We start from the raw sequence: 23,879 nt of genomic DNA on the forward strand, positions 1-23,879 counted from the left end.
TGCTTCTGCCTGCTCAGCACGCGTCCCGTCCGGATGAGTATCTCGAGGGGAGGCGCCGGCCGGAAGGGTGTTCAGGGATGGCCGAGGGCTTGCAGGCCCGCGGCCAGCAGGGCGGGGACGGCCTCCTCGGCCTGGGCGGCGGTGGGGTCGGCGGCTCGGTAGCTGATGCCCTGGGCTATCACGGCCAGTTTGAAGTTGGCCAGGGCCAGGTAGAACGGCCAGTGGTCGAGGTCGATGCCGCGCCGGGTGGCGTAGGACTGGGCGATGGCGGCGGCGGACGGCAGGCGGGGGCTGGCCCACGCCGCGTCGAGGCCGAGGATGGGGTCGAGCTGGGGCTGGCGGTAGACGCACATCAGGGCGATGTCGGTGAGCACGTCGCCGACGGTGGCCAGTTCCCAGTCGACCACGGCCAGGACCTTGCTGACGTCGGTGGTGTCGAGCAGCGTGTTGTCGATGCGGAAGTCGCCGTGGACCACGCCGATGTGGGCCGAGCGGGCGGGCAGCGCGGCCACCAGCCGGGAGTGCAGGGTGGTCGCGTCGGCCCAGTCGTGGCTCTTGACCTCGTTCCACTGCCGCCACCACAGGCGGACCTGGCGTTCCAGGAAACCGTCGGGGCGGCCCAGCGCGCTCAGGCCCACCTCGGCGACGTCCAGGGAGTGCAGGTCGGCCAGGACCCGTACGAGCTCGGTCACGCACGCCTCGAGCTCACGCGCCGAGTAGGTGTCGAGCTGGGCCCGGGTGCGCACGACACGGCCGGTGATGAAGGCGGAGACGGCGAACGGCGCGCCGATGTAGGCCAGGTCCTCGCAGAGGGCGACGGCGGGCGGCACGGGTACGGCGCTGTACTGCAGGGCCTGCATGACGCGCCATTCACGGGCCACGTCGTGCGCCGAGGGGGTCAGGCCGGTCAGCGGGGGACGGCGGACGATCCAGCGGTGCGTGCCGTCGGTGACCGCGTACGTGAGGTTGGATCGCCCGCCGCTGACCAGCTCACCCGTCAGCGGGCCGGTCACGGGGACGTCCTGGCCGCGCAGGAACGCGGCCACGCCGTCCAGGTCGAGGGTCACGTCGCGGTCTCGACTATCGAGCGCGCGATCTGCAGGTACCGTTCCAGCAGCGCCTCGACCGGCAGCGACCCGTCGGGCCGGTACCACGACGCGACCCCCACGCAGAGCGACGCGATGGCCCGGCTGGCGTCCTTCGGATACGGCGTCGAGAAGACCCCGTCCCGTACGCCGTCAAGGACGACCCGGTCGAGCATGCGCTGCTGCTCGTCGCGCTTGGCCACGTACCTCTCGCGGTTGCCCGGTTCGAGGCTGCGCAGCTCGGCCGTCGAGACCGTGGCCCCCGTACGCCTGTACATGTGGAACCGCAGCAGCGACTCGACCAGCGCGTCGAACTGGGAGCGCGGGTCGGGCGCCGCGTCGCGCAGGGCCTGCTTGCTGCGGGTGAGCAGCTCGTCGATGACGACGTTCATCAGGTCGAACAGGATGTCCTGCTTGGACGGGTAGTAGTGGTAGACGCCGGGCACGCTCAGGCCGCTGCGGCGCGCGAGGTCCCGCGTCGTGGTGCCGTGATAGCCGTGCTCGTAGAACGCCTGCAGGGCGGCTTCGAGGATGCGGGAGTAGTCAAGCTCCTCGTACTGACGCCAGTCAGCCATCGTCTCCTTCGTCGCCTCTCTCATCGTGACCCCCGTCGTTCCCGCGCCGCGGCGATCACGAGGTCGAGCGCGCCGGCGTCGTCGACGGCGCCGCGATCGATCGCGCGCAGCGGGTCGGCGCCCTGCAGGATACGTTTCACGGGAACTTCGAGGCGTTTGCCCGTCCTCGTGTGCGGCAGACGGGACACGACAATCACGTCGTCGGGCACGTGCCGGGGCGAGGCCCGTTCCGCGATCAGCCGGCGGACCCGATCGGCGAGCCCGGCAGCGTCGCCCGTGGGCGCGACGAACAGCGGCATCCAATATCCACCGTCCGCCTCCTCGACCCCGACCACCAGCGCGTCCGCCACGTCGGGCAGGTCGCCGATCGCCGCGTAGATCTCGGCCGAGCCCAGCCGCACCCCGTGCCGGTTGATGGTCGCGTCGGAGCGCCCGTGGATCACGTACGTGCCCCGCCCGGTTCTCTCGATCAGATCCCCGTGCCGCCACACGCCCGGGAACGCGCCGAAGTAGGTCTCGCGCAGCCGGACGTCACCCGGGTCGTCCCAGAAGCGCAGCGGCATCGAGGGCATCGGCTCGGTGATGACCATCTCCCCCGGCGTCCCGGCCGGCGCCGGTTTGCCTTCGTCGTCCCACACCTCGACGGCGGCGCCCAGCGCGGGCCCGCTGATCTCGCCGTCGTACACCGGCGTGGTGGGCGCGCCGGCCACGAAGATGCCGCAGATGTCGGTCCCGCCGCTCATCGACCCCAGTTGCACGCGGTCGCTCACCCGCTCGCGGAACCAGGCGTTGGCCCCCGCCGGCAGCACCGATCCGGTCACCCCGGTCAGTCGCAACGACGGCACGTCCGGGCGCAGCTCCGCGCGCTGCGAGGCCTCGAGATAGCCCGGACTGGTGCCGAAAACGGTCACGCCCTCATTCGCCACGATCCGCCACAGCGCGTCCGGGCCGGGCCAGGTCGGCTTGCCGTCGTACAGCATCGTGGTGGCGCCGTGCAGCAGCCCGCAGACCTGAGCGTTCCACATCATCCAGTTCGGCGTGGTGTACCAGAAGAACGTGTCGTCCGCCCGCAGATCCATGTGCAGCCCCGGCGAGACGAGCTGCTCCAGCAGGATCCCGCCGTGCCCGTGCACGATCCCTTTCGGACGCCCGGTGGTCCCCGACGTGAAAAGCACCCAGAGCGGGTGGTCAAAAGGCACGGACAGGCTTTCCCGTACGGGCTCGGCCCCGACCGCGTCCGTCCAGGAGCTCTCGCCGGCCGCGCCCCCGTCACCGGAGCCGCTGCTCGTACCAGCGCCGGGGCCGGAGCGCTTGCCCGCGGTTTCGATCGTGATGGTGTGCCGCAGGCCGGGAAGCAGGTCGCGCAGCTTCCGGGCCTCGGCGCGGCGGTCGTGGACGCGGCCGCCGAAGCGGTAACCCGTCCCGGCGAACAGGACGCGGGGCGAGAGCTGGGCCATGCGTTCGGCCGCCGAGTGCGCGGCGTAATCCAGGCCGGTCTGCGCCCACACCGCACCGACCAGCGCCGTCGCCACGAACGCGACCACACCCTCGACACAGTTGGGCAGGTACGCGGCCACCCGGTCGCCGGGCTCGACGCCGAGCGCGCGCAGATGTCCGGCCACGGCGGCCGATTGCGCGCGCAATTGCGCGTACGTGAGTGACGTGCGCTCGCCGTCCTCCCCGACCAGGACCACCGCGTCCTGATCCGCGGCGCCCGCGCGCAGCAGGTGATGACCGACGTTCAGTGTTCCCCCCGGGAACCAGACAGCCCCGGGCATCGTGCGTCGCGCGAGGGTGCCGCCCGGCCGCGTCGTCCAGTCGACCGCGAAGAAGTCGGCCACCGCGCCCCAGAAGTCGCCGGGTGACGCCACCGACCAGGCGTGCAGCTCACGGTAGTCGGTCACGTCGGCGAACGCCGCGCGCCCGTGATCGTTCAGCCATTGCGCGAACCTGACGATCCGGGTCTCGCGCACCGCAACCGGGTCGGGCCACCAACCCGCTGACCGCAAGTCCGGGCCGCCCTCGGCCTGGACCGCGTCGGGCCGGGGAACGGCGGGCTGGGAGACGGTGGGCTGCGCGGCGTCGTCGCGCTGGGCCCGATCCAGCTCAGAGAGGGTGGGCCGCGCGGCGTCGGCGGATTCGGCCGGCCGCGGGGTGGCGGCTGGCGGGTCCGGGTGGCGGGGCATCAGCGGCGGCCCGGCCAGAGCGAGCCGCGGGTGAGGACCACGTCCACGGCCACGGCGATGATGAGCACGGATCCGGTGGCGAAGTACTGCACCTCCGTCGTCAGGCCCAGCAACTGCACGCCGTTGCTGATCGAGCCGATGACCAGGGCGCCCAGGATCGCCGACCAGATGGAGCCGCGGCCGCCGAACAGGCTGGTGCCGCCCACGACCGCGGCGGCGATCGCGTTGAGCATCAGGGGGCCGGCGCCCGAGGTGACGGAGACGCCCAGCTGCCGGGAGGCGTCGACCATGCCGGCGACGGCCGCGCACGCGCCCAGGATGAGGAACGAGTAGACGACCATCCGGCGTACGGGGATGCCGGCGCGCTGGGCTGCCTCGCGGTCGCCGCCCACCGCGTACAGGTGAATGCCGTACCGGGTCTGGGTGGTGAAGTACCAGGCGATGAGCAGCATCACCGCGACGATCAGCACCGGCATGGGCAGGCCGCGCTGGCGGGTGAGGATGTGGACGCCGCCGAACAGGACAGCCGCGGTGAGCACGACCGGCACGACGACCGAGACGGGCGAGGTGCGGGCGCCGGTGGAGATCCGTTCGCGGTACTGGAACGCCCGGTACGCCGCGAACGCGAGGGTGCCCAGGGCGGCCAGCACGTAGCTGGCGCCCGCGGGAACCGCCGTGCCGGCGATCTTGGCGAACGAGGTGCCGGCCACGTTGACGGTGAACTCCGGCGGCAGCACGACGAGGATGAGGCCTTGCAGGATCACCATGCCGCCCAGCGTCACGATCAGCGACGGCACCCCGAAAGTGATCACGAGGGCTTCGATCAGCGTGATGGCCATGCCGGACGCGATCGCCACCGCGACGGCCAGGGCCAGGGGCAGGCCGCTGTTGACGGCCAGCCCGGCCGCGATCGCCGCGCACACGCCCGAGAGCACCGCCGAGGAGAGGTCGATCTCGCCGACGAGCAGGACGAAGACGACGCCGAGGGCGAGGATCGCGGTGGTGGCGATCTGCAACGTCAGGTTGGTGATGTTGCGGAAGCTCAGGTAGGCCGAGCTCTGGCTGTAGAAGACGGCCCAGATGATCGCCAGCACCACCAGCACGGGGAGGCTGCGGTGCCCGCGGCCGGCCATCTCGATGACCCGGGCGGCGGGGGTGCGGGCGGTTGCGGTCGCGACGCTCATCGGTCCCCACCCTCCTCGTGCGCTCCGGTCATCGCGCTGACCAGGTCGGACGGTGTGTACTCGCCGCGGCGGAACTCGGCCACCTTGGCGCCGAGGCGCAGCACGACGACGCGATCGGCGACCTGCCGGACGTCCTTCATGTCGTGCGAGACGACGACCACGCCACGGCCCTGTTCGCGCAGCCGGGAGACGAGGTCGAGCACTTCGCCGCGCTGGGAGACGCCGAGCGCCGCGGTCGGCTCGTCGAGGATCACCACGGCCGGGTCGCTGATCAGCGCGCGGCAGATCGCGATGCCCTGGCGCTGACCGCCGGAGAGCGCGACGACCGGCGTGCTGAGCGAGCGCAGCTTCACCGACAGCGATTCGAGGATCCGCTGCGCCTGTTCCTCCATGAGGTGCCGGCGGACCCGGCGACCCGACCAGACCGGCCCGTGCCTCTCCTGTCCGAGGAACAGGTTCTGCACGGCGTCGAGGTTGTCGCAGAGCGAAAGATCCTGGAACACCGTACGGATCCCCGCCTCGGCCGCCGCGCGGGGCGACACCAGACGGGCGCCCTCGCCGCGCACCCTGATCTCGCCCGTGTCGGGCGGCTCCACCCCTGACACGATCTTGACGAGGGTGGACTTGCCGGCGCCGTTGTCGCCGACCAGCGCGACGACCTCACCCTCGTGCACCGTCATGTCGATCTCGTGCAGAGCCCGTACGCCGCCGAAGTGTTTCGAGATCTTGGTGAGCTCGAGCAGACTCATGGTGTCCTCCCGCACGGGTGGCCGGCCCCTGCCGGCCACCCTCCAACAGCGACTATTTGTTGCGGGTCTTGCAGGTCTCGGTGCCCTCGGCAGGGCCTACGCAGATCTGCGCCCAGGTGAAGATGCCGAGGTCGACGGCCTTCTGCACGGCGTCGCCGGGATCCTTGCCGTCCTCGAGGTGGATCAGCGTCGACTCCAGCTTGGCCGTGGGCACCTGCATCGCGCCGTTGTCGATCGTGTCCTTGACCAGGTCGGCCGGGGGCTGCTCACCGTTCACCGCGGCCAGCGCGATCTTGGCCGCTCCCTCCGCCTCGACCGAGAACGCCTTGAGGACGTTGTCCTGCTGGTCGCCGGTGAGCATGTACTGCAGGCCGGTCAGCTCGGGGTTCTGCCCCCCGTACACGGGTGTCTTGAGGTTCTTGTCCTTGAGCGCCGCGATGATGCCGGCCGTGATGCCGTCGTAGAAGCCGAAGAACGCGCCGACGCCGTTCTGCGTCCTGGTCAGGCACTGCTCGGTCGCCTTGGTGGCGTTGTCGGGGGCCCAGTCCTTGATGTAGTCCTCGCAGACGACCTGGATGTCGCCGCTCTGGATGAGCGGGTCGATCACCTTGTTCTGCCCGGCCAGCATCTGGGTCGTGTAGACGTCGCCCTTGTTGCCGTACTGGCGGGCGACCTTGACCGGCTTGGCGCCGAGCTTGCCGCTGGTGACCTGCTCGGCGAAGTAGGTGGCCTGCTGCTCGCCGACCTTCTCGGGGTCGAAGATGACCTGGGCGTACAGCTTGCCCTTGACCGGCGGGTTCTCGTAGCCGATGACCGGCACGTTCGCCAGTTCGGCCTGCTGCAGCAGCCCGGCGGACGTGTTCGGGTCGGCGGCCACCACGACCAGCGCCTTGGCCCCGGCCGCGATCGCCGCGTTGGCCTGCGCGAGCTGCTGGTTGGAGTCGCCGCCGGCGTTGACGAACTTGACCTCGACGCTCGGGTCCAGCGCCTTGATGGCCTTCTCGAACGCCGGGCCGTCCTGCTGGATGTAGCGGGTGGGAGTGGTGTTGGGGGCCATGAAGTAGACGAGCTTCGGCCCGCCGTCGCCACCGTTGCCGGTGGCGTCGTCCGAGTCGCCGCTTCCGCAGGCCGAGACGAGAAGAAGACTGGCGCAGGCTATGGCTCCGATACGACTTTTCACTGCTGCTCCTCTGCTTTCGGGCAGGGGGGATCGCGCCGGGTCCTCCGGCGGTTTTCGCGCTGTGGCGGTTTACTCCGGCTGGATCTCCGCGTGCTTGGCGGTGATCTGGAGTGCGAGGTGCTTGGAGTAGATGCGGACCCAGGCGAGCGGGCCGCCCATGTACCAGAACGCCGGGTGCCCGGTGCGCCGGTACAGTCCGCCGATCTCGCCGTCCTCGCCGATGCCGAGGACGAGCGGGAGCCGGTCGGCGACCTCGTCGCCGAAGAGCCGGCGAGCCGTCTCGCGCATGTTGCGGTACCCGGTCGCGAGCACGACGAGGTCGGCCTGCAGGGTGCGGCCGTCCTCCAGACGGATGCCGTCGGGGGTGAACGCGGCCAGTCCGGAACCCTGGGCCAGTTTGATCTTCCCGTCGGCGATGAGCCCCGAGGCGCCCACGTCGATGTAGTAGCCGCCGCCGTACGCCAGGGCGTAGCCCATCAGGCCGGTGCCGTCGGGGCCGTCGTTGCGTTGGAAACCGGCCGCGTCGAGCCGGGCCAGCAGGTCGGCGTCCTTGCGGGCGGTCTCCTTGACGCCCTCCTTGGCCATCTCGAGCACAAGCGGCCACGGGGTGCCGGCCGCCAGCAGGTCGGCGTACTTGGTCGGCGGGCCGCCCTCGACGAAGTTGCTGCCGAATATGGCCGGGATGCCGTGTTCCTGGCTGATGATGTGCGTCGACGAGCGCTGCACCAGCGTGACGTCGGCGCCGGCCTCGTACAGGTCCTGCGCGATGTCGTGGCCGCTGTTGCAGGCGCCCACCACGACGGCCTTGCGACCGGCCCACCTCGACGCGTCGTCGTGGCGGCTCGAGTGGTAACTGACGCCCTGGAAGAGGTCACGGCCGGGCACATCGGGAACGTTGGGCTCGCCCGCGGCGCCGGTGGCCAGGATGACGTCGCGCGGATGCAGGACACGCTCGCCGCCGGGCCGGCTGACCCGCAGCGTCCATCGGCCGGTCGCCTCGTCGTAGCTGCTCCCGGTCATCTCGGCCGAGGTCCAGACGTTGAGCTCCATGGCGGCGGCGTACGACTCGAACCAGTCGGCGATCTTGTCCTTGGGGCAGTAGACCGGCCACGACTCCGGGTACGGCATGTAGGGCAGCGCGTCGGCCCACACCGGGTCGTGCAGCACCAGCGAGTGGTAACGCTTGCGCCAGCCGTCGCCGACCCGCTCGCTCTTCTCCAGGATCAGCGTGTCGACGCCCATCAGCCCCAGGTTGGCCGCGACGGCGAGACCACCCTGGCCGGCGCCGATCACCACGACGTCGGGGTCGGTGTGCTCGTAGCGGACGTGCTCCTCGCGTTCGTCGCGCCAGTTCCCCGTACGGGATGCCTGGTGTCTCGGGCCCTTGGAGCGGTGCGGGCCGATCCGGCGTTCGTGGCCGCGCAGGTCGTCGAGCTCGGTCATCACGGTCCAGGCGGCCCACTCGCCGTTCTCGGGCCGCAGCCGTACGGCGGCCCGGCCGTACCCGAGCGGGGTCTCGAAGGTCAGGAAGCCCTCGACCATGTCGTCGCCCTGGAACCGCGGGCCGAACTCGGTGGTCATGGTGACGTTCGTGAAGGATTCGGGGGTGAGGTGCTCGCCGAGCATCGCCGCCACGTTCCCGCGGCCGCGGTAGGTGCCCAGGTCCCAGGTGATCGCGAGCAGATCACGCCACCAGCAGTCCCGCGCCAGCAGCGCGGCGGTGCCGGTGGCGTCGGCGGCCGCGAGCGCCGAGGTGAATCGGTCGAGCCAGGCGGCGAACGTGGCCTCCGCCGTGACTTCGGTTGTCATGGCTTGATGTGTCTCCGTCGCCATTGACGCGCCCTTCCCGTCCGTATCAGAGTGATACAGCCCGAGCGATCGCTCGGTAGGTGAGAGTGTGGACCTCCATGAACGTGATAAGCAACACTCCCGGAAACTTTTTCGCAACAGCATCGACACAACCGGTGAGGCGCTCATGACCGATTTGGCGGCTCGCGTCCGGTCCTTCATCGACACCCACGTGATCCCCGCCGAGAACGAATCGGACGGCGACATCGAGGCGGCCGGCGGCGAAGAACTCCGCCTCAAGCTGCAGGAACACGCGCGGCGCGAGGGCATCTTCGCGCCGCACGCCCCCACCGCGTACGGGGGAAGGGGTCTGACGATGACGGAACGCGCGCCGGTCTTCGAAGCGGCCGGGCGCTCGGTGTTCGGGCCGATGGCGCTCGGCGTCAACGCGCCCGACGAGGGCAACGTGCACCTGCTCGACCAGGTCGCCTCCCCCGCCCAGCGCACCCGCTACCTGGGCCCCCTGGCCCGCGGCGAGGTGCGGTCGGCGTTCGCGATGACCGAACCCCCACCCGGCGCCGGCTCCGACCCGTCGATGCTGCGGACTGTCGCCCGTGACGCGCCCGGCGGCTGGCTGATCAGCGGCCGCAAGAAATTCATCACCGGGGCCGACGGGGCGGGGTTCCTCATCGTCATGGCCCGCACGGACGCCGGGGCCACCATGTTCCTGGTCCCCGCGGACGCGCCCGGGGTCCACCTGAACCGGCACGTGTCCACCATGGACAAATCGATGCTGGGCGGGCACTGCGAGCTGACCCTCGACGACGTCCGGGCCGGGCCCGAAGACGTGCTGGGCGAGGTCGGCCAGGGCTTCCGGTACGCGCAGGTCAGGCTCGGGCCGGCCCGCACGACCCACGTGATGCGCTGGCTCGGCGCGGCCCAGCGGGCCCACGAGGCGGCCGTTGCCTACGCCGCTGCCCGGTCGGCCTGGGGGCAGCCGCTGACGGGCCTGGGCATGGTCGAGCAGATGATCGCCGACAACGAGATCGACCTGGCCGCCACCCGGGCCCTGCTGATGTCGGCGTGCCGGGCCCTGGACGCCGGCTCACCCGCCCGCGAACAGACCTCGCTGGCCAAGGTCTTCGGGGCGGAGGCCCTGCACCGGGTGGCCGACCGGGCGATGCAGATGTGCGGGGGTGCTGGGGTTTCGGCCGACCTGCCGGTGGCACGGATCGCCCGCGAGATACGGCCGTTCCGCATCTACGACGGCCCGTCAGAAGTGCACCGCATGTCATTGGCCCGGCGGGCCGTACGCAGGTACGGGGTGGCCCAGCCTTAACGGGCTCCCCGCGCGGGCAACGCGCGGCCGGGCGTGGACGCGGCCGGGCGTGGACGCGGCCGGGCGTGGACGCGGCCGGGCGTGGACGCGGCCGGGCGTGTCGTGGGCGTAGGCGCGGCCGGGCGCGGGTGGGCGTAGGTGGGCGTGGGCGTCGCCGGACGTAGGCGCGGCCGGGCGTGGGTGGGCGTGGGCGCGGGCCGGGCGTGTCGTGGGCAGGGCACGGCCGGGCTTGGCGCACGCACGACCCGGCGCGAACGCGGTTGGCGCAACGCGAGCCCGGCCGTCCTGGCGCGGGCGTGCTGCGCCAGGACGGCCGGGCCGGGCTCGTCAGACCGTAGGGGTGGGCTCGGGCGTCGCGGTGCCGTCGGGCTCCGGGGACGTCGTGTCCTCGGGCTCCGGGGAGGTCTCGTCGCCCGGCTCCGGGGAGGTCTCGTCGCCGGGGGCCGGGGAGGTCGTGTCCTCAGGCGCCGGGGTCGGCGCGGTTGGGGCCGGCGTGGGCTTGGTGCGGGTGGCCGAGATGTGCTTGGCGGTGTAGGCCGTGCCGACCCGCGTGCCGGTCACCGTGATGCGGTAACCCGGGGCGAGGTCGGTGAGCGACTTGCCGGCGCCGTTCACCACGATCCGCGTTCCCGCGGGCACGGTGATGGTGACGGTGGTGGCCTTGACACCCTTGGTACCGGCCTTGGTCGTCACGGTGACCCTCTTGGCGGCCTTGTCGACGGCGGCGACCACACCGTTGGCGGCGAAGGCGACCCTAGCGGGTTTGGCCGGTTTCGCGGGCTTGGCGGGCTTCGCAGCGGGCTTGGCAGGCTTCGCGGCAGGCTTGGCAGGCTTCGCGGCAGGCTTGGCAGGCTTCGCGGCAGGCTTGGCAGGCTTCGCAGCGGGCTTGGCAGGCTTGGCAGCGGCCGGGGCTGCCGCAGGCTTGGCTGCCGCGGCGGCCGAGGCAGTGGTGGTCACGGCCGCGCCGGTGACCGCGATCGCGAGGGTGGCGGTCACTGCGAGACGACGGATACGCACGTGTAACTCCTTGTTAGGGGACGATCACACTATGCGGCGGTCAGGTTGCACTTCGGGTTGCGAGGCGGTAGCAACGCTGCCGACGCGACACCCTGCATGGGCAATTGGCCCCGCCAACGCTCCACCACCCGCCAGCGCCCCAGCCGCAAGGCCGCCACGGCATGATCCTTCAGCGGTCGAGCGACCCCCGCCCTTCAACCCGCTTGCGCCGAGTTCCGTCAAGCACGCGTTGCAGCACGCCAACTGCGCACGTACGGGAAGGCTTTGACGGCCGTGGCTGGGGTGACATGGTCGAACTGCTCTTCGGCAACGCCGGGGCCGGGCTGGGGGCGCTGCACGCCGGTGACCTCGAGCTGGCCGTTGTGGCGGTGACGCCGTACCTGGGAACCGCGGATCCGACACCGGGCGGGGTGAACTGGGCGGTGCGGCCGAGCCCGGCCCGTTCGCACCACATCGCGCACGGGACGCTCGGCATCGTCGCGGGGCTCGCCGCCGTGGGGGCGGCTGCGGGGCGCGGTGACATGGTGGACCTGGCCTTGGCGGGCGCGGCCGACGTGGTGTCGCGGGACGAGGCCGGGCCGGCGGGTTTCCTGGTGCCGCATTCCGATCCGCCGCACCGGCCCGAGCTGATCGAGCGCTACAGCTACGGCTGGTGCAACGGGCCGGCCGGCGACGCCCAGGTGTTCCGGCTGCTCGGTGCGTTGACCGGGGACCCGGCCTGGGCCGCGCTGAACGACCGCTGCTGGCACACGGTGACCCACAGCGGCCTTCCGCGGCGGCTGCGGCCCGGGTTCTGGGACAACAACGGCCGCTGCTGCGGGACGGCGGGGGTGCTGGCGCCGGCCCTCGACCGGCACGTCGAGCAGGGCCAATCCCTCGATTTCGCCGGCGTGCTGGTCCAGGACCTCGCCGCACGGGCCATTGTGGACTCGGCGGGCGGGCGGTGGTCGAACTTCGAGCACCGCGAGACCCCGAGCGACCTGGAACCGGCGCCGGGCTGGGCGATGGGCAACGCCGGCATCGTGCGCGAGCTGCTGCGGTACGCCCGCGTCACCACGGGCGGCGATCCCGCGTACGCGGTGCCGTGGCCCGACCACACGCCCATCTGTTGATCCAGCTCGCCGGCGGGAGTCACCCGGCCAGTTCCACCACGCGGTCGGCGACGAGGGACACGGCCCGTGGGTCGAACAGGATCGTGTAGTGGTTGACGTCCGGCACGAACTCGGCGGGGAAATCGACGCCGGGGTCCGAGTACAGGCCGGGGGTCTGGTTCTGCAGGCCACGTTCGGCCCACAGCAGGCGGGCCGGGCACTTGAGGTGGTGCACGGCGTCGACGGTCGTACGGTCGATCAGGGTGTCGGTGGCGTCGGCTCGCACCGCGGAAAGTGAGCACGACGAGCGCAGGGACGGCGGGGTGCCGGTGAGGTCGCGGGCGACGTACGCGGCGACGGCCGGTGACCAGCTGTCGCGCAGCGCGGGGTGGGCTCGGAAGAAGTCCAGGTACGCCTGCTCGTCGGGGAACGTCATGCTCAGCCGGCGGACGGCGGGGCCGACGACGGCTGTCAGCACCTCGTCGACGTCGGCGCCGGGCGGGGCGGGTATGACCACACCGCCGTCGATGAGCAGGACGCTGCTGACCCGGGCGGGGTGGGCGGCGGCGGTCGCGGCCACCACGAAACCGCCCATCGAGTGGCCGATCAGCGGGACGCGTTCCAGCCCCAGGTGATCGGCGGCCGCGATGACGTCGGCGATGTGCGCGGCCATGCCGTACGGGCCGGGCAGTTCGCTGCTGCGGGCACGTCCGCGCAGGTCGAGCGCGACGAGCTGTACCCGCCCGGCCAGCGCCGGGGCCAGGGCGGCGAAGGAGAGCGCGTTCGCGGTGATGCCGTGCGCGGCCAGCACGACCGGGCCGTCGCCGGGCCAGCGGACGGCGCGCAGCGTGCCACCCCGTACGGGGATGTCGAGCTCCTGCATCAGTGGGCCGTCCAGCCGCCGTCGAGGGCGATCGACGCGCCGGTGATCAGGTCGGCGGCGGGGGTGCACAGGTACGCCACCAGCTCGGCCACCTCCTCGGGGGTGATCAGCCGTTTGATCGCCGTACGGTCCAGCATGATCTTTTCGATGACCTCGGACTCGGGTATGCCGTGGGCGGCGGCCTGGTCGGCGATCTGCTTGTCGACCAGCGGCGTGCGGACGAAGGCGGGGTTCACGCAGTTCGAGGTGACCCCTCGCCCGGCGCCTTCCAGCGCGATCGTCTTGGACAGGCCTTCGAGCCCGTGCTTGGCGGTCACGTAGGCCGACTTGTAGGGCGAGGCGATCAGCCCGTGCACCGACGAGATGTTGACGACCCGGCCCCAGCCCCGCTCGTACATGTGCGGCAGCACCTTGCGGGCGAGCCGGAACGGCGCCTCGACCATGACCCGCTGCAGGTAGGCGAAGCGTTCGGGCGGGAACTCGGGCAGCGGCGCCACGAACTGCAACCCGGCGTTGTTGACCAGGACGTCGACGTTCGCGGGCAGGGCGTCGATCGCTTCCGGGTCGGAGAGGTCGGCCCGTACCCCGGCCCCCTCCCCCACGTCCACGACCAGGACTTCGGCGCCCGCTTCGGCCAGCCGTCGCGCGCAGGCCCGGCCGATGCCGCTGGCGCCGCCGGTCACCATCGCTGTCCGTCCGGACAGGTCGAGGGCGACCACTCGTGTCGTCGTCATGATCCGAACCTATGACGGCGGGCCCGTCGCAGGCCAGCGTGTGTCACGATCAGCCGATGGAGACCCGTGATCTTCGTGTGCAGGCTCGTGGCATCACCCAGAACGTGCTGGTCGGCGGCCCGGAGGACGGGACACCGGTGCTGCTGGTGCACGGCAACTGCTCGTCGGCCCAGTTCTGGACGCCGCTGATCCGGCGGCTCCCCGGCGGCATCCGGGTGGTCGCGCCCGACCTGCGCGGTTACGGCCGCAGCGAGACGGCGCCGGTCGACGCCACCCGGGGGCTGAGCGACTTCGCCGACGACGTGGCCGCGCTGCTCGACGACCGCAGCCTGTTCCCGCAGGACGGGCCGGTGGTGGTGGCCGCGCACTCGATGGGCGGCGGCGTGGTGATGCGGATGCTGGCCGACCACCCCGGGCGGTTCTCCGCCGTCCTGCTCGAGGCGCCCGTGAGCCCGTACGGGTTCGGTGGGACCCGCGACCTCGAGGGCGCCCTGACGACGGCCGACTGCGCGGGCACCGGCGGCGGCGCGGCCAACCCGGATTTCGTGGCCCGCATCCAGGCCGGCGACCGCAGCGCCGACGCGCCGACCAGCCCGCTGTCGGTGCTGCGCTCGGCCTACGTCGCCGACCCGGCTTCCCTCGGCGAGGACGAACAACTGCTGCTCGACACGGTGCTGAGCACGGCGATCGGCGACGACAACTACCCGGGCGACGGGACAACGGTGGAGAGCTGGCCGGGCATGGGACCGGGCAACCGCGGCGTGCTCAACACCATGGCGCCCAACCACTTCAACGTCGCCGACGCCCTGGCCGGGGCCGCGTCGAAGCCGCCGATCGTGTGGGTGCGCGGCGACCGGGACGCCATCGTCTCCGACACCTCCCTGTTCGACCTGGCCTACCTGGGCTCGCTCGGCGCGGTGCCGGGCTGGCCGGGGGCCGAGGTCTGCCCGCCCCAGCCGATGGTCGGCCAGACCCGCGCGGTGCTGCAGCGCTACGCGGCGAACGGCGGCAGCTTCCGCGAGGTCGTCTACGACAACTGCGGCCACTCCCCGCATATCGAGCGCCCGGCCGAGGTGACCGCCGAGCTGCTCGCCCTGCTCGGGCACTGACTTTCGTCGTACGGGGAAAGGGTTTGTCTCCGGCGAAGGGCTGACGCCGCCGGGCGGCCGGGCGCGACAGGCTTGGGCCATGGGAAAAGTGGCCGGGTGCCGTCACACTGGTGCACCATGAACAGGATTGCCGCCTGGCGGGAGCGCGCCGGTCTGGTCGGGGCGTGGCGGCTGGTCTACGAGGCCGGCGTGGTGGGCCTGCTGACCGTGACGGCGGTGGTGCTGTCGGCCTCCGCGGGGTGGTATCCGCTCGCGCCGTGGCTGGTCGGGGTGGCCACGCCGGTGCTGCTGGCGCTGCGGCTGACGCATCCGCTGATCGCGTACGTCGCCACGGCCGTGATCGGGCTCGGCACGGGCGGGCCGAACAGCCTGGTGCTGGCGTTCCTGAGCGCCTCGATCGGCTATCGCGCACGCCGCTGGTGGCAGGTCGTGGCCGGGCTGAGCGTGTCCTGGACCCTTTTCCAGCTGTCGATCCTGTGGGAGGAACCGCTCAGCCTCGAGTGGGTGGTGCTCGGCACGCTGTGGTTCGCGATGCTGGCGGTGCTGCCGGCCGGGGTGGCCCGGATGGTCCGGCGGCGGCGCACCCTGCTCGACGCGATGCACGGGCGCAACCTGCAGCTGCACAGCCAGCAGCAGGAGGTCGCCCGCCAGGCGCAGGCCCGCGAGAGGGCCCGGATCGCCCGCGACATGCACGACTCGCTGGGGCACAAGCTCACCCTGATCTCGCTGTACTCGGGCATGCTGCGCACGGCCGGCGACGAGGAACGGGCCGAGACCGCGGACCTCGTCAAGCAGACCTCGTCGGCGGCGATGACCGAGCTGCGCCAGATCCTCGGGCTGCTCGGTCAGGACGACCCCCAATCCTCCGTACGCCCCCTGACCGGCCTGGACGAACTGGCCGAGCAGGCCCGGGCGTCGGGCGCGCGGGTGGAGCTGATCCGCGAGGGCGAGCCGGCGCCGCAGGCCTCGATGACGGAGCACGCGGCGTACCGGGTGATCCAGGAGGGCCTGACCAACGCGCTGCGGCACGCCCAGGGCGGCTCGATCACCCTGTTGCTGCGGTACGAGCCGGACGCGCTGATCGCCGCGGTCACCAACACGCCCGGGCAGCGGGTGGTGCGGGTGACCAGCGGGCAGGGGCTGCTCGGCCTGGCCGAACGGGTCCGGATCGCCGGCGGCCTGCTTTATCACGGGTCCACACCGGACGGCGGTTACCGGGTGGCGGCCACGCTGCCCCACCTCGACGACACCAACCCTGCCCCCGCCGCGCCCGAGAGCCCACCGGAAGCGGCGGCCGACTTCGTGGCCGTGATCGAGGGGCATCGCCGCCGGTCCCGGTTCGTGCTGGTCGCGACGTCGCTGTCGGTCGCCGCTTTCCTGGCGCTGTGTGTGGCCGGGGTGTGGCTCCTCTCGGCGTTCGCGGCGGTGAACCGCGAGACCTACGACGCGGCCCGGGTCGGCGCGTCCGAGAACGAGGTGCGCGAGATGCTTCCGGACGCCGAGATCGCGACCGCCACCCCGGAGGGCTGCCTCGACTACCCGGCCTCGCTGACGGAACAGATGCGCGAGGAGTCCGGCAACTTGAACTATCGTTTCTGCTTCCGCGACGGCAAGCTTGCCGACAAACAGATCATCCGGGGAGAGCCGTCTTGACCGATCCGCTGCGTGTCCTGCTGGCCGACGACGACTCGCTGATCCGGACGGCGATCGACGCGATCCTGCGGCCGGCCGCCGGCATCGAGCTGATCGCGCAGGCGGGCGACGGCCGTACGGCGATCGACCTGACCGTGCGGCACCGGCCGGACGTGGCGCTGCTGGACATCCAGATGCCGGTGCTCGACGGTCTGGCCGCGCTGCGCGAGATCCGGCACCTCGCTCCCGCCGTACGGGTCGTCGTGCTCACCACGTTCGGGCAGGACGACTACGTCGCGCAGGCGCTGGCCTCCGGGGCCGCGGGTTTCCTGCTCAAGGAGTCGGCCGCCGAGGAACTCGAGTACGCGATCCGGGCCGCCGCGGCGGGCAACGCCTACCTGTCACCGAAGATCACGCGGCAGGTGCTCGAACGGCTGCCGACGCCGGCCAGCCGCCCGACCGAGGACCTGGCCAAGGTGGACACTCTCAGCGAGCGGGAGCGTGAGGTGCTGATCCGGCTGGCCCAGGGCCTGTCCAACGCCGAGATCGGCAAGCAGCTGTTCGTGTCCGAGGGCACCGTGAAGACGCACGTCTATCACGTGTTCGCGAAACTCGGCGTGGAGAACAGGGTGCAGGCGGCCATGCTGGCACAGCGCACCGGGCTGCTCGACAACTAAAGTTGTGGCCCTGTTTCCCCTGGTCGGCAGACGCCCCGGGGCACGCCCGGCGGCCACACTTTCTCGCATGACGAACACCTTCGAAACCTGGGAACTGCCGGCCCGGATCGCCCTGGGTGACCTCGGGGTCCGATCGTCCGCGGCCCGCGCGATCATCGACGACGTCAAGGACCACTGCGCCCGTACGGGGGAAAGCCCGTTCGACACGTTCGGCGAGCCCCGCGATTTCGCCGCCCGCGCCGCCGCGGAGCAACCGGCCGGGACTCTCGAACCGGTCGACCGGGAGGGCATGACCCCGCGGGACTACCTCAGCGGGCAGCTGTTCGGGATGACCCTGGTGGTGATCCCGGCGTCGCTGGTGTTCGCCGCGATCGGCAAGAGCTGGACGTTCAACATGACCGTGGCGAGTCTGACCGGTCTCGTCCTGCTGCTGTTCACGGTGTTCTGGGCCGGTGCGGTGCCGCCGGCCGTCCGCGCCTCCGGCCGCCCCCACCTGGTCAAGTACGTCTGGGCCGCGACCGTGCCGCTCATCGCGGGCACCGCGCTGGCGTTCACCACGCTGCCCCGCGAGCAGCTGTTCGCGCTGCCGGTCGTGGCCGTCGTCGCCGTCGCGGCGGTCGCCCTGGCCCTGCAGTTGCGCTCGGGCAAGGACAAGCCGGCGCCTGGCCCGGCCTCCGCTCCCGGGCCCGATTCCGGCTCGGTCTCCGCTTCCGCCTCCAGCCTGGACGATGACTACTTCGAGCGGCTGAACGGGCTGCTGATCGGGCGCTACGACCTGACCCCGGAGCGGGCCGCCGAGCTGACCCGCGACGCCCGGGCCCGCGCCGCACTGACCGGCCTCGGCCCGGTCGAGGAGTACGCCCGGCAGGTGCAGCAGGGCGAGCCCGAGCGCAAGGACCCGTTCTGGCGGACCCGCCCGGCGCAGGTGGTCGGTCTGCTCGTCGGGATCTACCTGGGCGTGCAGGCGTTCCTGAACTGGCGGGCCGACGGCGTCTGGTGGGCTGCCTACCTGATCGCCGTCCCGGCCGCGCTCGGCGGGGCCTGGTACCTCTTCCAGACCCTGCGCGGCAAGTCCTGACGACAGCTCAGAAGGGGAGCGTGCCGTCCTCGTCGGTCAGGGTTCCGGTCGGGCCGCCGGCGTCGAGGGTGGCCAGGCGTACGACCGTACGGGCGCTCTCCTGAGGGGGGCGCCCGATGCCGAACGCGGCGGTCATGTCGGTGGCGGTGGGGCCGGGCTCGACGGCGTTGAACTTGATGCCCGGCTCCCGCTTGGCGTACTGCACAGTCAGCATGGTGGCGGCCGCCTTGGATGCCGCGTACAGCGGAAGGACCAGGCCGTGCTCGACCCGCTCGGGATTGGTCACCGCCCAGAACGAGCCCATGCTGCTCGACACGGTGACCACGGTGGGATTGCCGGACTTGCGCAGCAGGGGAAGCGCGGCCTCGGTCACCCGGACGATGCCCACGGCGTTGGTGTCGAACGCGCGCAGGGCGGCCGGACCGGTGACCTCGTCGGCGGCGAGGATGCCCGCGTTGTGCACGAGCACGTCGAGCCGGCCCTCGGCCGCGCCGATCGTCGCCAGGGCGGCGCGCACCGAGTCGTCGTCGGTCACGTCCAGCTGGACGAAACGGGCGCCGAGCTCGGCGGCGGCTTTCTCACCCCGTACGGTGTCCCGGGCGCCGACATAGACGGTGTGCCCCAGTTCCTGCAGCTGCTTGGCGGTCTCGAAGCCGATGCCCTTGTTGGCGCCGGTGATCAGTGTGACGGTCATGGGACGAACGGTAGGCACGGTCGCCGGCCGCACCCAGAGCCCTGCTCAGCCTGGGGTGTGGCAGGACCCCCTCTGTTCGCGGGCGCCCGGCCTACGCTGGATCGATGAGCGACTCGACCAACCTGCTCGGCGCTTTCCTTCGGGCCCGGCGCGAGCTGGTGACACCCGAGCAGGCGGGCATCCCCGACGTGGGGGTCCGGCGGGTGCCGGGGCTGCGGCGCGAAGAGGTCGCCATGCTCGCGGGCATCAGCGCCGACTACTACCTGCGGCTGGAACGCGGGCGTGACCGCCGCCCGTCGGTGCAGGTGCTGGAGTCGATCGCCCGGGTGCTGCGCCTCGACGACGACCACTGGGCACACCTGCTTTCCCTGGTCGCCGACGGGAGCAAGCGGCGCCGCCGGAAGCCCCGCAAGGAGGTGCCGCCACCCGGCATCCTCAAGCTGGTCGGCTCCCTGGCGCAGCCGGCCTTCCTCGAGGACAGGTACTTCGACATCGTCGCCTCCAACCGGCTGGCCCGGGCGCTGTCGCCGCGCTACGCGCCGGGCGGCAACCAGATGCGCGACCTGTTCCTCGACCCGGCCGAGCAGGCGCTGCACCCGGAATGGCAGAACGTCACCGAGTGCTTCGTGGCGAACCTGCGGCAGGCCGTGGGCACCGACATCGACGACCCTCGGTTCATCGAGCTCACCGGGGAGTTGTCGCTGGCCAGCCCCCGGTTCCGGCAGCTGTGGGGCCGGCACGAGGTGCGCGGCCAGACGGGCGCGCCGGTCCAGCTCAACCACCCGCAGGTCGGCGAGCTGACCCTCAACCGGGAGCGGCTGGCGGTGGGCGGCACCGAGGGTCTGATGCTGATCGTGTTCCATGCGGACGCGGGGTCGGAGCATGCGGACAAGCTGGCCCTGCTGGCCTCCCTCGACCAGGACGCCACGGAACGGGATCCTCTGGTAGACATCGTTCATGATTGATGCGCTGGCGGCCGTGGCCGTGCCGCTTCTGCTCGTCGGCGGGTTGTCCGCCCCGGGTGCCCATGCTCCTTTCGGGGCCGCGGCTTCGGGGGTCCTGCCGCCTCCCGGGGCCGCAGCCTCGGAAGCCCGGCCGTCTTCCGGGGCCGCAGCTTCTGGAGTCCTGTCGCCTCCCGGGGTTGCGGCTTCGGGAGCCCTGCCGCCTCCCGGGGTTGCGGCTTCGGGAGCCCTGCCGCCTTCCGGGGTTGTGGCTTCTGGTGCTCGGCCGGCTGTGCCCGTCAGGGCCGCCGTCACCGGCTCGTTGCCTTCGCCGGCCGGCGGTGTGGTTACCGGCGTGCTGCTGCCGGCGCCTGCCGGAACTGTTTCGGTCACCGCGGTCGACGTCTCGCCGCTCGGGGTGGTCGCCGGCACGGCCGAGGGCCTCCCCCAGCGCTGGGCCAAGCTGCCCGGCGCGGGATGGCTGCGCCAGCCGCTCGCCCTGCCCGCGGGCGCGACCGCCGGCACGGTCACCGGGGTCACCGACCTCGGCGAGGCGGCCGGCTCGGTCACGGTCGACGACGCCACGCGGGCGGTGCGCTGGTCGGTGAGCGGCCTGTCGTCCACGCTCGTGCCCGGAACCCGGGCCGACGCGGTGGGCCCACGCGGCACGCTGGGCGTGTCCACTGTCGCCACCGAACCCGCCGCCGAATCCGACCTGGTCGCGCGCGACGGCAGTCGCACCCCGCTGCGCGACACGCCTGAGCTCGGGGGCGGCTACCGGCGTACGGTGTCCTCGGTCGGCGGACCCGGCACGGCGGTGGTGTGGGTGACCGACGGCATCGGCAAAGGCACCACTGCCCGCCCGGTGCTCTGGCGCGACGGGGCGACGCTGCGGCTGCCGGTGTTCAGCTCGTTCTTCCTCTCCGGCGCGTGCGTCACCCGGGTGCTGCCCGACGGCACGGTCGTCTTCAGCGGGTACAACAACGACAACGGCACCATCTCGTACGACCTGGTCAAGCACACCGGCGGCGTCCCCGGCACGAGCGTCCTGCTGGCCCGCGCCACCCCGGCGGGCGGCACGATCGCCGGCCTCACCTGCGGCTCGGCGCAGTCCCCGCTGAACGCGCTGGCCTCCGACGGCGGGTTCACCGGGCAGGCCGCCCAGCAGGCCGCGTACTGGACTCCCGCCGGCGAGGGCAAGAGCATCCCGTACGCCGAGGGCGAGCGCTCCTCGACCGGAGTGGCGGCCGCGTCGGGCGGACGGGTGATCGTGCGGGCGGAACGCTCGGACGGCAGTGTGTGCTACTCGTTGTGGCGCAACGGCGTCAGGACTCCGCTGGCCGCCCCCGCGGGCTGGTCGATCAGCAATGTGGTCGAGCTGACCGACGCCGGCCTGCTCGTCGCCAACGTCCGCAACGAGGCCGGCACGCTCCGCCCGGCCGCCTGGCAGCTGTAACGCCCTGTCCCCTCGCACAAGCGCGGCCGTCACCCGGCGGCCGCGACGCCCGTCCCCCACACACCGCGACGCCCTCAGCCAACGGCCGCAACACCCGTCCGACCCCACAACGCGCCCACACCCGGCGGCCGCAACGCCGGTCCCCCACACACCGCGCCGCCCTCCCCCGACGGCCGCAACACCCGTCCCCCACACACCGCACCGCCCCCACCCAACGGCCGCAACACCCGTCCGACCCCACAACGCGCCCACACCCGACGGCCGCAACGCCGGTCCCCCACACACCGCGCCGCCCTCCCCGACGGCCGCAACACCCGTCCCCCACACACCGCACCGCCCCCACCCAACGGCCGCAACACCCGTCCGACCCCACAACGCGCCCACACCCGACGGCCGCAACGCCGGTCCCCCACACACCGCGCCGCCCTCCCCGACGGCCGCAACACCCGTCCCCCACACACCGCACCGCCCCCACCCAACGGCCGCAACACCCGTCCCCCACACCGCACCGGCTGAAGTGGGTTTCGGCTGCGGGGATTCTGCTGGCGGCCGAGGGCGTCGCCTCCCCCGAGGGCCGCAACACCCCTCCCCCACACCGCGCGGCCGTCACCCGGCGGCCGCGCCGAACCCGCGCTCATGCTCTGCGAGCACACGCCACGAGACGACGAGCACCGCTGGATGAACCACGGCACGGCCCGCCGAGAACACTCGCATGCGCCACGGCGGCGACGAACGCTGCCCGACGGGCAACGCGTGGGACCGCCAGGGCACCTGAACGGGCGTGCCGCAGGGCGGGAACAACGTGTAGCGGGTTTGACACCAGGCGGGGCAGACGGTTCAGGATGCGGGCGGACGTGGTTCGCCGAGACCGAGGACTGGTCGGCACACCTCGACGCCGATCAGTTCGATGTCGTCGCGGCGGTGGTGTTCCCAGGCCCCGCGGGTGAGGCGCCACCGCTGGATCGGGGCGGGCTCGCCGCGGCGGGTGTCCCAGTCGGTGCCGTTCGGCTCGTAACCCAGCGCGCGTGAGATGCCGTTGGAGGCCTGGTTGTCGGCGAAGGCGTCACTCCCGGCCTCACGGGCGCCCAGCCCGGCGAAGGCCAGATGCAGGATCGCCGCCCGCATCTCTTTGCCCAGGCCCTGCCCGCGGCGGCCCGGGGCCAGCCACGAGAAGCTGCTCACCGTGCCGAACCGGTCGAAGTCGCGGCCGATGAGGTCCTGCATGCCGACCGGCTCGCCGTCGACGAGCACGACGAAATAGAGCCGCCAGTTCCCCGGGGTCACCCGGCCCCGCCCCGACCAGATGCCGCGCAGCCAGCGCCACTCCCGTTCCGGGCTGTCGGCGTACAACGACATCGGATCGTCGAACGGCCACGGCTGGGTGTCCGCGACCCCGGCCCGCACGGTCGGCACGAGCCGTTCCAGCAGCTCGTCCGACGCGCCGGCCAGCGTCAGCCGGGGCGTACGGACCTCGACGTCGAGCGGAGGATAGCTGTGAGCCATCCCCGGGACGCTAACCAGCCGGGCCCGCCGCCGCATCCGGTTTACGCCCGCTCAGCTCGACGACCACGGCGGCGGTCAGCACTCCGGCGGCGACTCCCAGGAAGAGGCGTACGGCCGTGGCATGAATGAGCTCCGCACCCGGCAGCACGAACGCGAGCGCCGCCCAGGAAAGTGTCACGGCCGCCACGATCGACCAGAAGCGGACCGGCCGCGGCCGAGGGCCCGACGAGCCGGCCGGCAGGTGGGCCCACGAGCTGCCAGGCGGGTGGGCCCACGAACCGGCCGGCGGGTGGGCCGACGAACCGGCCGGCAGGTCGGCCGACGGCTCGGGCGCGGCGGCGAGGAGCTGCCCGGAGACGTTGGGATGCCGTGCCGGTAGCCGGACACCCCGTCGCGGGGCGGGCAACGATCCCGGCGCGGCCAATTCCGGGTCGCCGTGCCAGCGAAGCAGCAACCGGTGCCGGCCCACGTGCGCCACCAGAGCGAACAGGCCCAGGAAACCGAGCACGTGCATGACCGGTTCGGCGAGGGGCAACTGCAGTTCGAGGAAGTCCAGCAGCAGGTGGCTCACCGCCCCCAGCAGCGCCGACCAGCAGGTCACCCGGAGGGGATGGGACGTGCGACCGAGCACGGCGTAGTCGCGCAGCACCGACGGCAGGTGGCTCGCCACGACCGGGGCCGCCCGGCGGATCAGCCAGGTCAGGACCAGCGTCACCGGCAGGCACCAGAACACGAACCCGCGCAGGCCGTGCGACATCTTCCAGACCGGCAGGCCCGACCCGTCGAGCGCGTACGCCAGGTCGGGCGCCGTCGACCCCACGGCCAGCGCGACCCCGTCGAACCAGCGCGGCCGCCACACCTTGAGCCACACGATCGCCGGGTGGGTGGGAACAGTCAGCGGCATCCCCCGCACGGTAGTGAGCAGTTGTGGAGAAGTGGTGTGCGTTACGGGGAGGCCTGCTCGCGACTGCACCACCA

At 72.2% G+C, this 23,879-nt stretch carries 21 protein-coding genes; 8 read left to right on the top strand and 13 right to left on the bottom strand.

What is annotated here, in order from left to right:
* Positions 1-71: 71 nt before the first annotated feature.
* The 7 genes from C8E87_RS41960 to C8E87_RS41990 form a co-directional block, all read right to left on the bottom strand.
* A complete protein-coding gene (locus C8E87_RS41960; RefSeq protein ID WP_133878883.1) occupies positions 72-1,067 on the bottom strand; it encodes a phosphotransferase family protein in 996 nt (331 codons plus the stop codon).
* A complete protein-coding gene (locus C8E87_RS41965; protein ID WP_133878884.1) occupies positions 1,064-1,660 on the bottom strand; it encodes a TetR/AcrR family transcriptional regulator in 597 nt (198 codons plus the stop codon). Before C8E87_RS41965 ends, C8E87_RS41960 begins: the two co-directional genes overlap by 4 nt.
* 20 nt (positions 1,661-1,680) lie before the next feature.
* The gene (locus C8E87_RS41970) at positions 1,681-3,846 is read right to left on the bottom strand and encodes an acetoacetate--CoA ligase (protein WP_203720630.1); all 2,166 of its coding nucleotides are present in this window, start codon (positions 3,844-3,846) and stop codon (positions 1,681-1,683) included.
* Complete coding sequence (locus tag C8E87_RS41975; protein ID WP_133878885.1) at positions 3,846-5,030, bottom strand: sugar ABC transporter permease; 1,185 nt, start codon at positions 5,028-5,030, stop codon at positions 3,846-3,848. The genes C8E87_RS41970 and C8E87_RS41975 overlap by 1 nt, the downstream gene beginning before the upstream one ends.
* Positions 5,027-5,779 carry an ATP-binding cassette domain-containing protein gene (locus C8E87_RS41980; protein WP_133878886.1) on the bottom strand — a complete coding sequence of 251 codons (753 nt, stop codon included), beginning with the start codon at positions 5,777-5,779 and terminating at the stop codon, positions 5,027-5,029. The genes C8E87_RS41975 and C8E87_RS41980 overlap by 4 nt, the downstream gene beginning before the upstream one ends.
* A gap of 52 nt (positions 5,780-5,831) precedes the next feature.
* Positions 5,832-6,959 (bottom strand): substrate-binding domain-containing protein, encoded by a 1,128-nt coding sequence (locus tag C8E87_RS41985; RefSeq protein WP_133878887.1) that lies wholly within the window; start codon positions 6,957-6,959, stop codon positions 5,832-5,834.
* Between the two features lie 69 nt (positions 6,960-7,028).
* A complete protein-coding gene (locus tag C8E87_RS41990) occupies positions 7,029-8,768 on the bottom strand; it encodes a flavin-containing monooxygenase (protein WP_166661461.1) in 1,740 nt (579 codons plus the stop codon).
* A gap of 166 nt (positions 8,769-8,934) precedes the next feature.
* Between C8E87_RS41990 and C8E87_RS41995 the strand changes: the two genes are divergently transcribed.
* The gene (locus C8E87_RS41995; protein WP_133878889.1) at positions 8,935-10,086 is read left to right on the top strand and encodes an acyl-CoA dehydrogenase family protein; all 1,152 of its coding nucleotides are present in this window, start codon (positions 8,935-8,937) and stop codon (positions 10,084-10,086) included.
* Positions 10,087-10,413: 327 nt separating this feature from the next.
* Here the strand turns inward: C8E87_RS41995 and C8E87_RS44825 are convergent, their stop codons facing one another.
* Entirely contained in the window at positions 10,414-11,103 is a 690-nt protein-coding gene (locus C8E87_RS44825; RefSeq protein ID WP_203720631.1) for a hypothetical protein, read from the bottom strand.
* Positions 11,104-11,390: 287 nt separating this feature from the next.
* Between C8E87_RS44825 and C8E87_RS42005 the strand changes: the two genes are divergently transcribed.
* Positions 11,391-12,215 (top strand): lanthionine synthetase LanC family protein, encoded by an 825-nt coding sequence (locus tag C8E87_RS42005; protein WP_203720632.1) that lies wholly within the window; start codon positions 11,391-11,393, stop codon positions 12,213-12,215.
* A 19-nt stretch (positions 12,216-12,234) separates the two neighbouring features.
* On the opposite strand, the gene C8E87_RS42010 is transcribed toward C8E87_RS42005, so the two are convergent.
* Positions 12,235-13,077, bottom strand: a complete 843-nt coding sequence (locus C8E87_RS42010) for an alpha/beta hydrolase (protein WP_133878891.1) — start codon at positions 13,075-13,077, stop codon at positions 12,235-12,237.
* The gene (locus tag C8E87_RS42015; RefSeq protein ID WP_133878892.1) at positions 13,077-13,811 is read right to left on the bottom strand and encodes a 3-hydroxybutyrate dehydrogenase; all 735 of its coding nucleotides are present in this window, start codon (positions 13,809-13,811) and stop codon (positions 13,077-13,079) included. The genes C8E87_RS42010 and C8E87_RS42015 overlap by 1 nt, the downstream gene beginning before the upstream one ends.
* 56 nt (positions 13,812-13,867) lie before the next feature.
* Here C8E87_RS42015 and C8E87_RS42020 point away from each other — a divergent pair, with 56 nt between their 5' ends.
* The 4 genes from C8E87_RS42020 (at position 13,868) to C8E87_RS42035 (ending at position 18,307) form a co-directional block, all read left to right on the top strand.
* Positions 13,868-14,920, top strand: a complete 1,053-nt coding sequence (locus C8E87_RS42020; protein ID WP_133878893.1) for an alpha/beta hydrolase — start codon at positions 13,868-13,870, stop codon at positions 14,918-14,920.
* Between the two features lie 117 nt (positions 14,921-15,037).
* Complete coding sequence (locus C8E87_RS42025) at positions 15,038-16,573, top strand: sensor histidine kinase (RefSeq protein ID WP_133878894.1); 1,536 nt, start codon at positions 15,038-15,040, stop codon at positions 16,571-16,573.
* Positions 16,570-17,229 carry a response regulator gene (locus tag C8E87_RS42030; protein ID WP_133878895.1) on the top strand — a complete coding sequence of 220 codons (660 nt, stop codon included), beginning with the start codon at positions 16,570-16,572 and terminating at the stop codon, positions 17,227-17,229. The genes C8E87_RS42025 and C8E87_RS42030 overlap by 4 nt, the downstream gene beginning before the upstream one ends.
* A gap of 67 nt (positions 17,230-17,296) precedes the next feature.
* Positions 17,297-18,307 (top strand): hypothetical protein, encoded by a 1,011-nt coding sequence (locus C8E87_RS42035; RefSeq protein ID WP_133878896.1) that lies wholly within the window; start codon positions 17,297-17,299, stop codon positions 18,305-18,307.
* Between the two features lie 7 nt (positions 18,308-18,314).
* On the opposite strand, the gene C8E87_RS42040 is transcribed toward C8E87_RS42035, so the two are convergent.
* Positions 18,315-19,001 carry an SDR family NAD(P)-dependent oxidoreductase gene (locus C8E87_RS42040; RefSeq protein ID WP_133878897.1) on the bottom strand — a complete coding sequence of 229 codons (687 nt, stop codon included), beginning with the start codon at positions 18,999-19,001 and terminating at the stop codon, positions 18,315-18,317.
* 104 nt (positions 19,002-19,105) lie between these two features.
* Here C8E87_RS42040 and C8E87_RS42045 point away from each other — a divergent pair, with 104 nt between their 5' ends.
* Positions 19,106-19,966: a helix-turn-helix transcriptional regulator gene (locus C8E87_RS42045; protein WP_133878898.1), complete on the top strand. Its 861-nt coding sequence runs from the start codon at positions 19,106-19,108 to the stop codon at positions 19,964-19,966.
* Between the two features lie 268 nt (positions 19,967-20,234).
* Positions 20,235-21,398 (top strand): hypothetical protein, encoded by a 1,164-nt coding sequence (locus C8E87_RS42055; RefSeq protein WP_166661462.1) that lies wholly within the window; start codon positions 20,235-20,237, stop codon positions 21,396-21,398.
* Positions 21,399-22,235: 837 nt separating this feature from the next.
* On the opposite strand, the gene C8E87_RS42060 is transcribed toward C8E87_RS42055, so the two are convergent.
* Positions 22,236-22,901: a GNAT family N-acetyltransferase gene (locus C8E87_RS42060; RefSeq protein ID WP_133878901.1), complete on the bottom strand. Its 666-nt coding sequence runs from the start codon at positions 22,899-22,901 to the stop codon at positions 22,236-22,238.
* A 10-nt stretch (positions 22,902-22,911) separates the two neighbouring features.
* Positions 22,912-23,805, bottom strand: a complete 894-nt coding sequence (locus C8E87_RS42065; protein WP_133878902.1) for a DUF4184 family protein — start codon at positions 23,803-23,805, stop codon at positions 22,912-22,914.
* Between the last annotated feature and the right edge of the window lie 74 nt (positions 23,806-23,879).

Origin of the sequence: Paractinoplanes brasiliensis, assembly GCF_004362215.1 — a bacterium.
GTDB lineage: Bacteria > Actinomycetota > Actinomycetes > Mycobacteriales > Micromonosporaceae > Actinoplanes > Actinoplanes brasiliensis.

Coding starts and splice junctions, on each gene's coding strand:
- C8E87_RS41980 (WP_133878886.1), bottom strand. CDS start 5,779: ATGAGTCTGCTCGAGCTCACCAAGATCTCGAAACACTTCGGCGGCGTA.
- C8E87_RS42045 (WP_133878898.1), top strand. CDS start 19,106: ATGAGCGACTCGACCAACCTGCTCGGCGCTTTCCTTCGGGCCCGGCGC.
- C8E87_RS41965 (WP_133878884.1), bottom strand. CDS start 1,660: ATGGCTGACTGGCGTCAGTACGAGGAGCTTGACTACTCCCGCATCCTC.
- C8E87_RS42005 (WP_203720632.1), top strand. CDS start 11,391: ATGGTCGAACTGCTCTTCGGCAACGCCGGGGCCGGGCTGGGGGCGCTG.
- C8E87_RS41970 (WP_203720630.1), bottom strand. CDS start 3,846: ATGCCCCGCCACCCGGACCCGCCAGCCGCCACCCCGCGGCCGGCCGAA.
- C8E87_RS41975 (WP_133878885.1), bottom strand. CDS start 5,030: ATGAGCGTCGCGACCGCAACCGCCCGCACCCCCGCCGCCCGGGTCATC.
- C8E87_RS42040 (WP_133878897.1), bottom strand. CDS start 19,001: ATGACCGTCACACTGATCACCGGCGCCAACAAGGGCATCGGCTTCGAG.
- C8E87_RS42020 (WP_133878893.1), top strand. CDS start 13,868: ATGGAGACCCGTGATCTTCGTGTGCAGGCTCGTGGCATCACCCAGAAC.
- C8E87_RS42060 (WP_133878901.1), bottom strand. CDS start 22,901: ATGGCTCACAGCTATCCTCCGCTCGACGTCGAGGTCCGTACGCCCCGG.
- C8E87_RS42010 (WP_133878891.1), bottom strand. CDS start 13,077: ATGCAGGAGCTCGACATCCCCGTACGGGGTGGCACGCTGCGCGCCGTC.
- C8E87_RS42015 (WP_133878892.1), bottom strand. CDS start 13,811: ATGACGACGACACGAGTGGTCGCCCTCGACCTGTCCGGACGGACAGCG.
- C8E87_RS42035 (WP_133878896.1), top strand. CDS start 17,297: ATGACGAACACCTTCGAAACCTGGGAACTGCCGGCCCGGATCGCCCTG.
- C8E87_RS41995 (WP_133878889.1), top strand. CDS start 8,935: ATGACCGATTTGGCGGCTCGCGTCCGGTCCTTCATCGACACCCACGTG.
- C8E87_RS42025 (WP_133878894.1), top strand. CDS start 15,038: ATGAACAGGATTGCCGCCTGGCGGGAGCGCGCCGGTCTGGTCGGGGCG.
- C8E87_RS42065 (WP_133878902.1), bottom strand. CDS start 23,805: ATGCCGCTGACTGTTCCCACCCACCCGGCGATCGTGTGGCTCAAGGTG.
- C8E87_RS41990 (WP_166661461.1), bottom strand. CDS start 8,768: ATGACAACCGAAGTCACGGCGGAGGCCACGTTCGCCGCCTGGCTCGAC.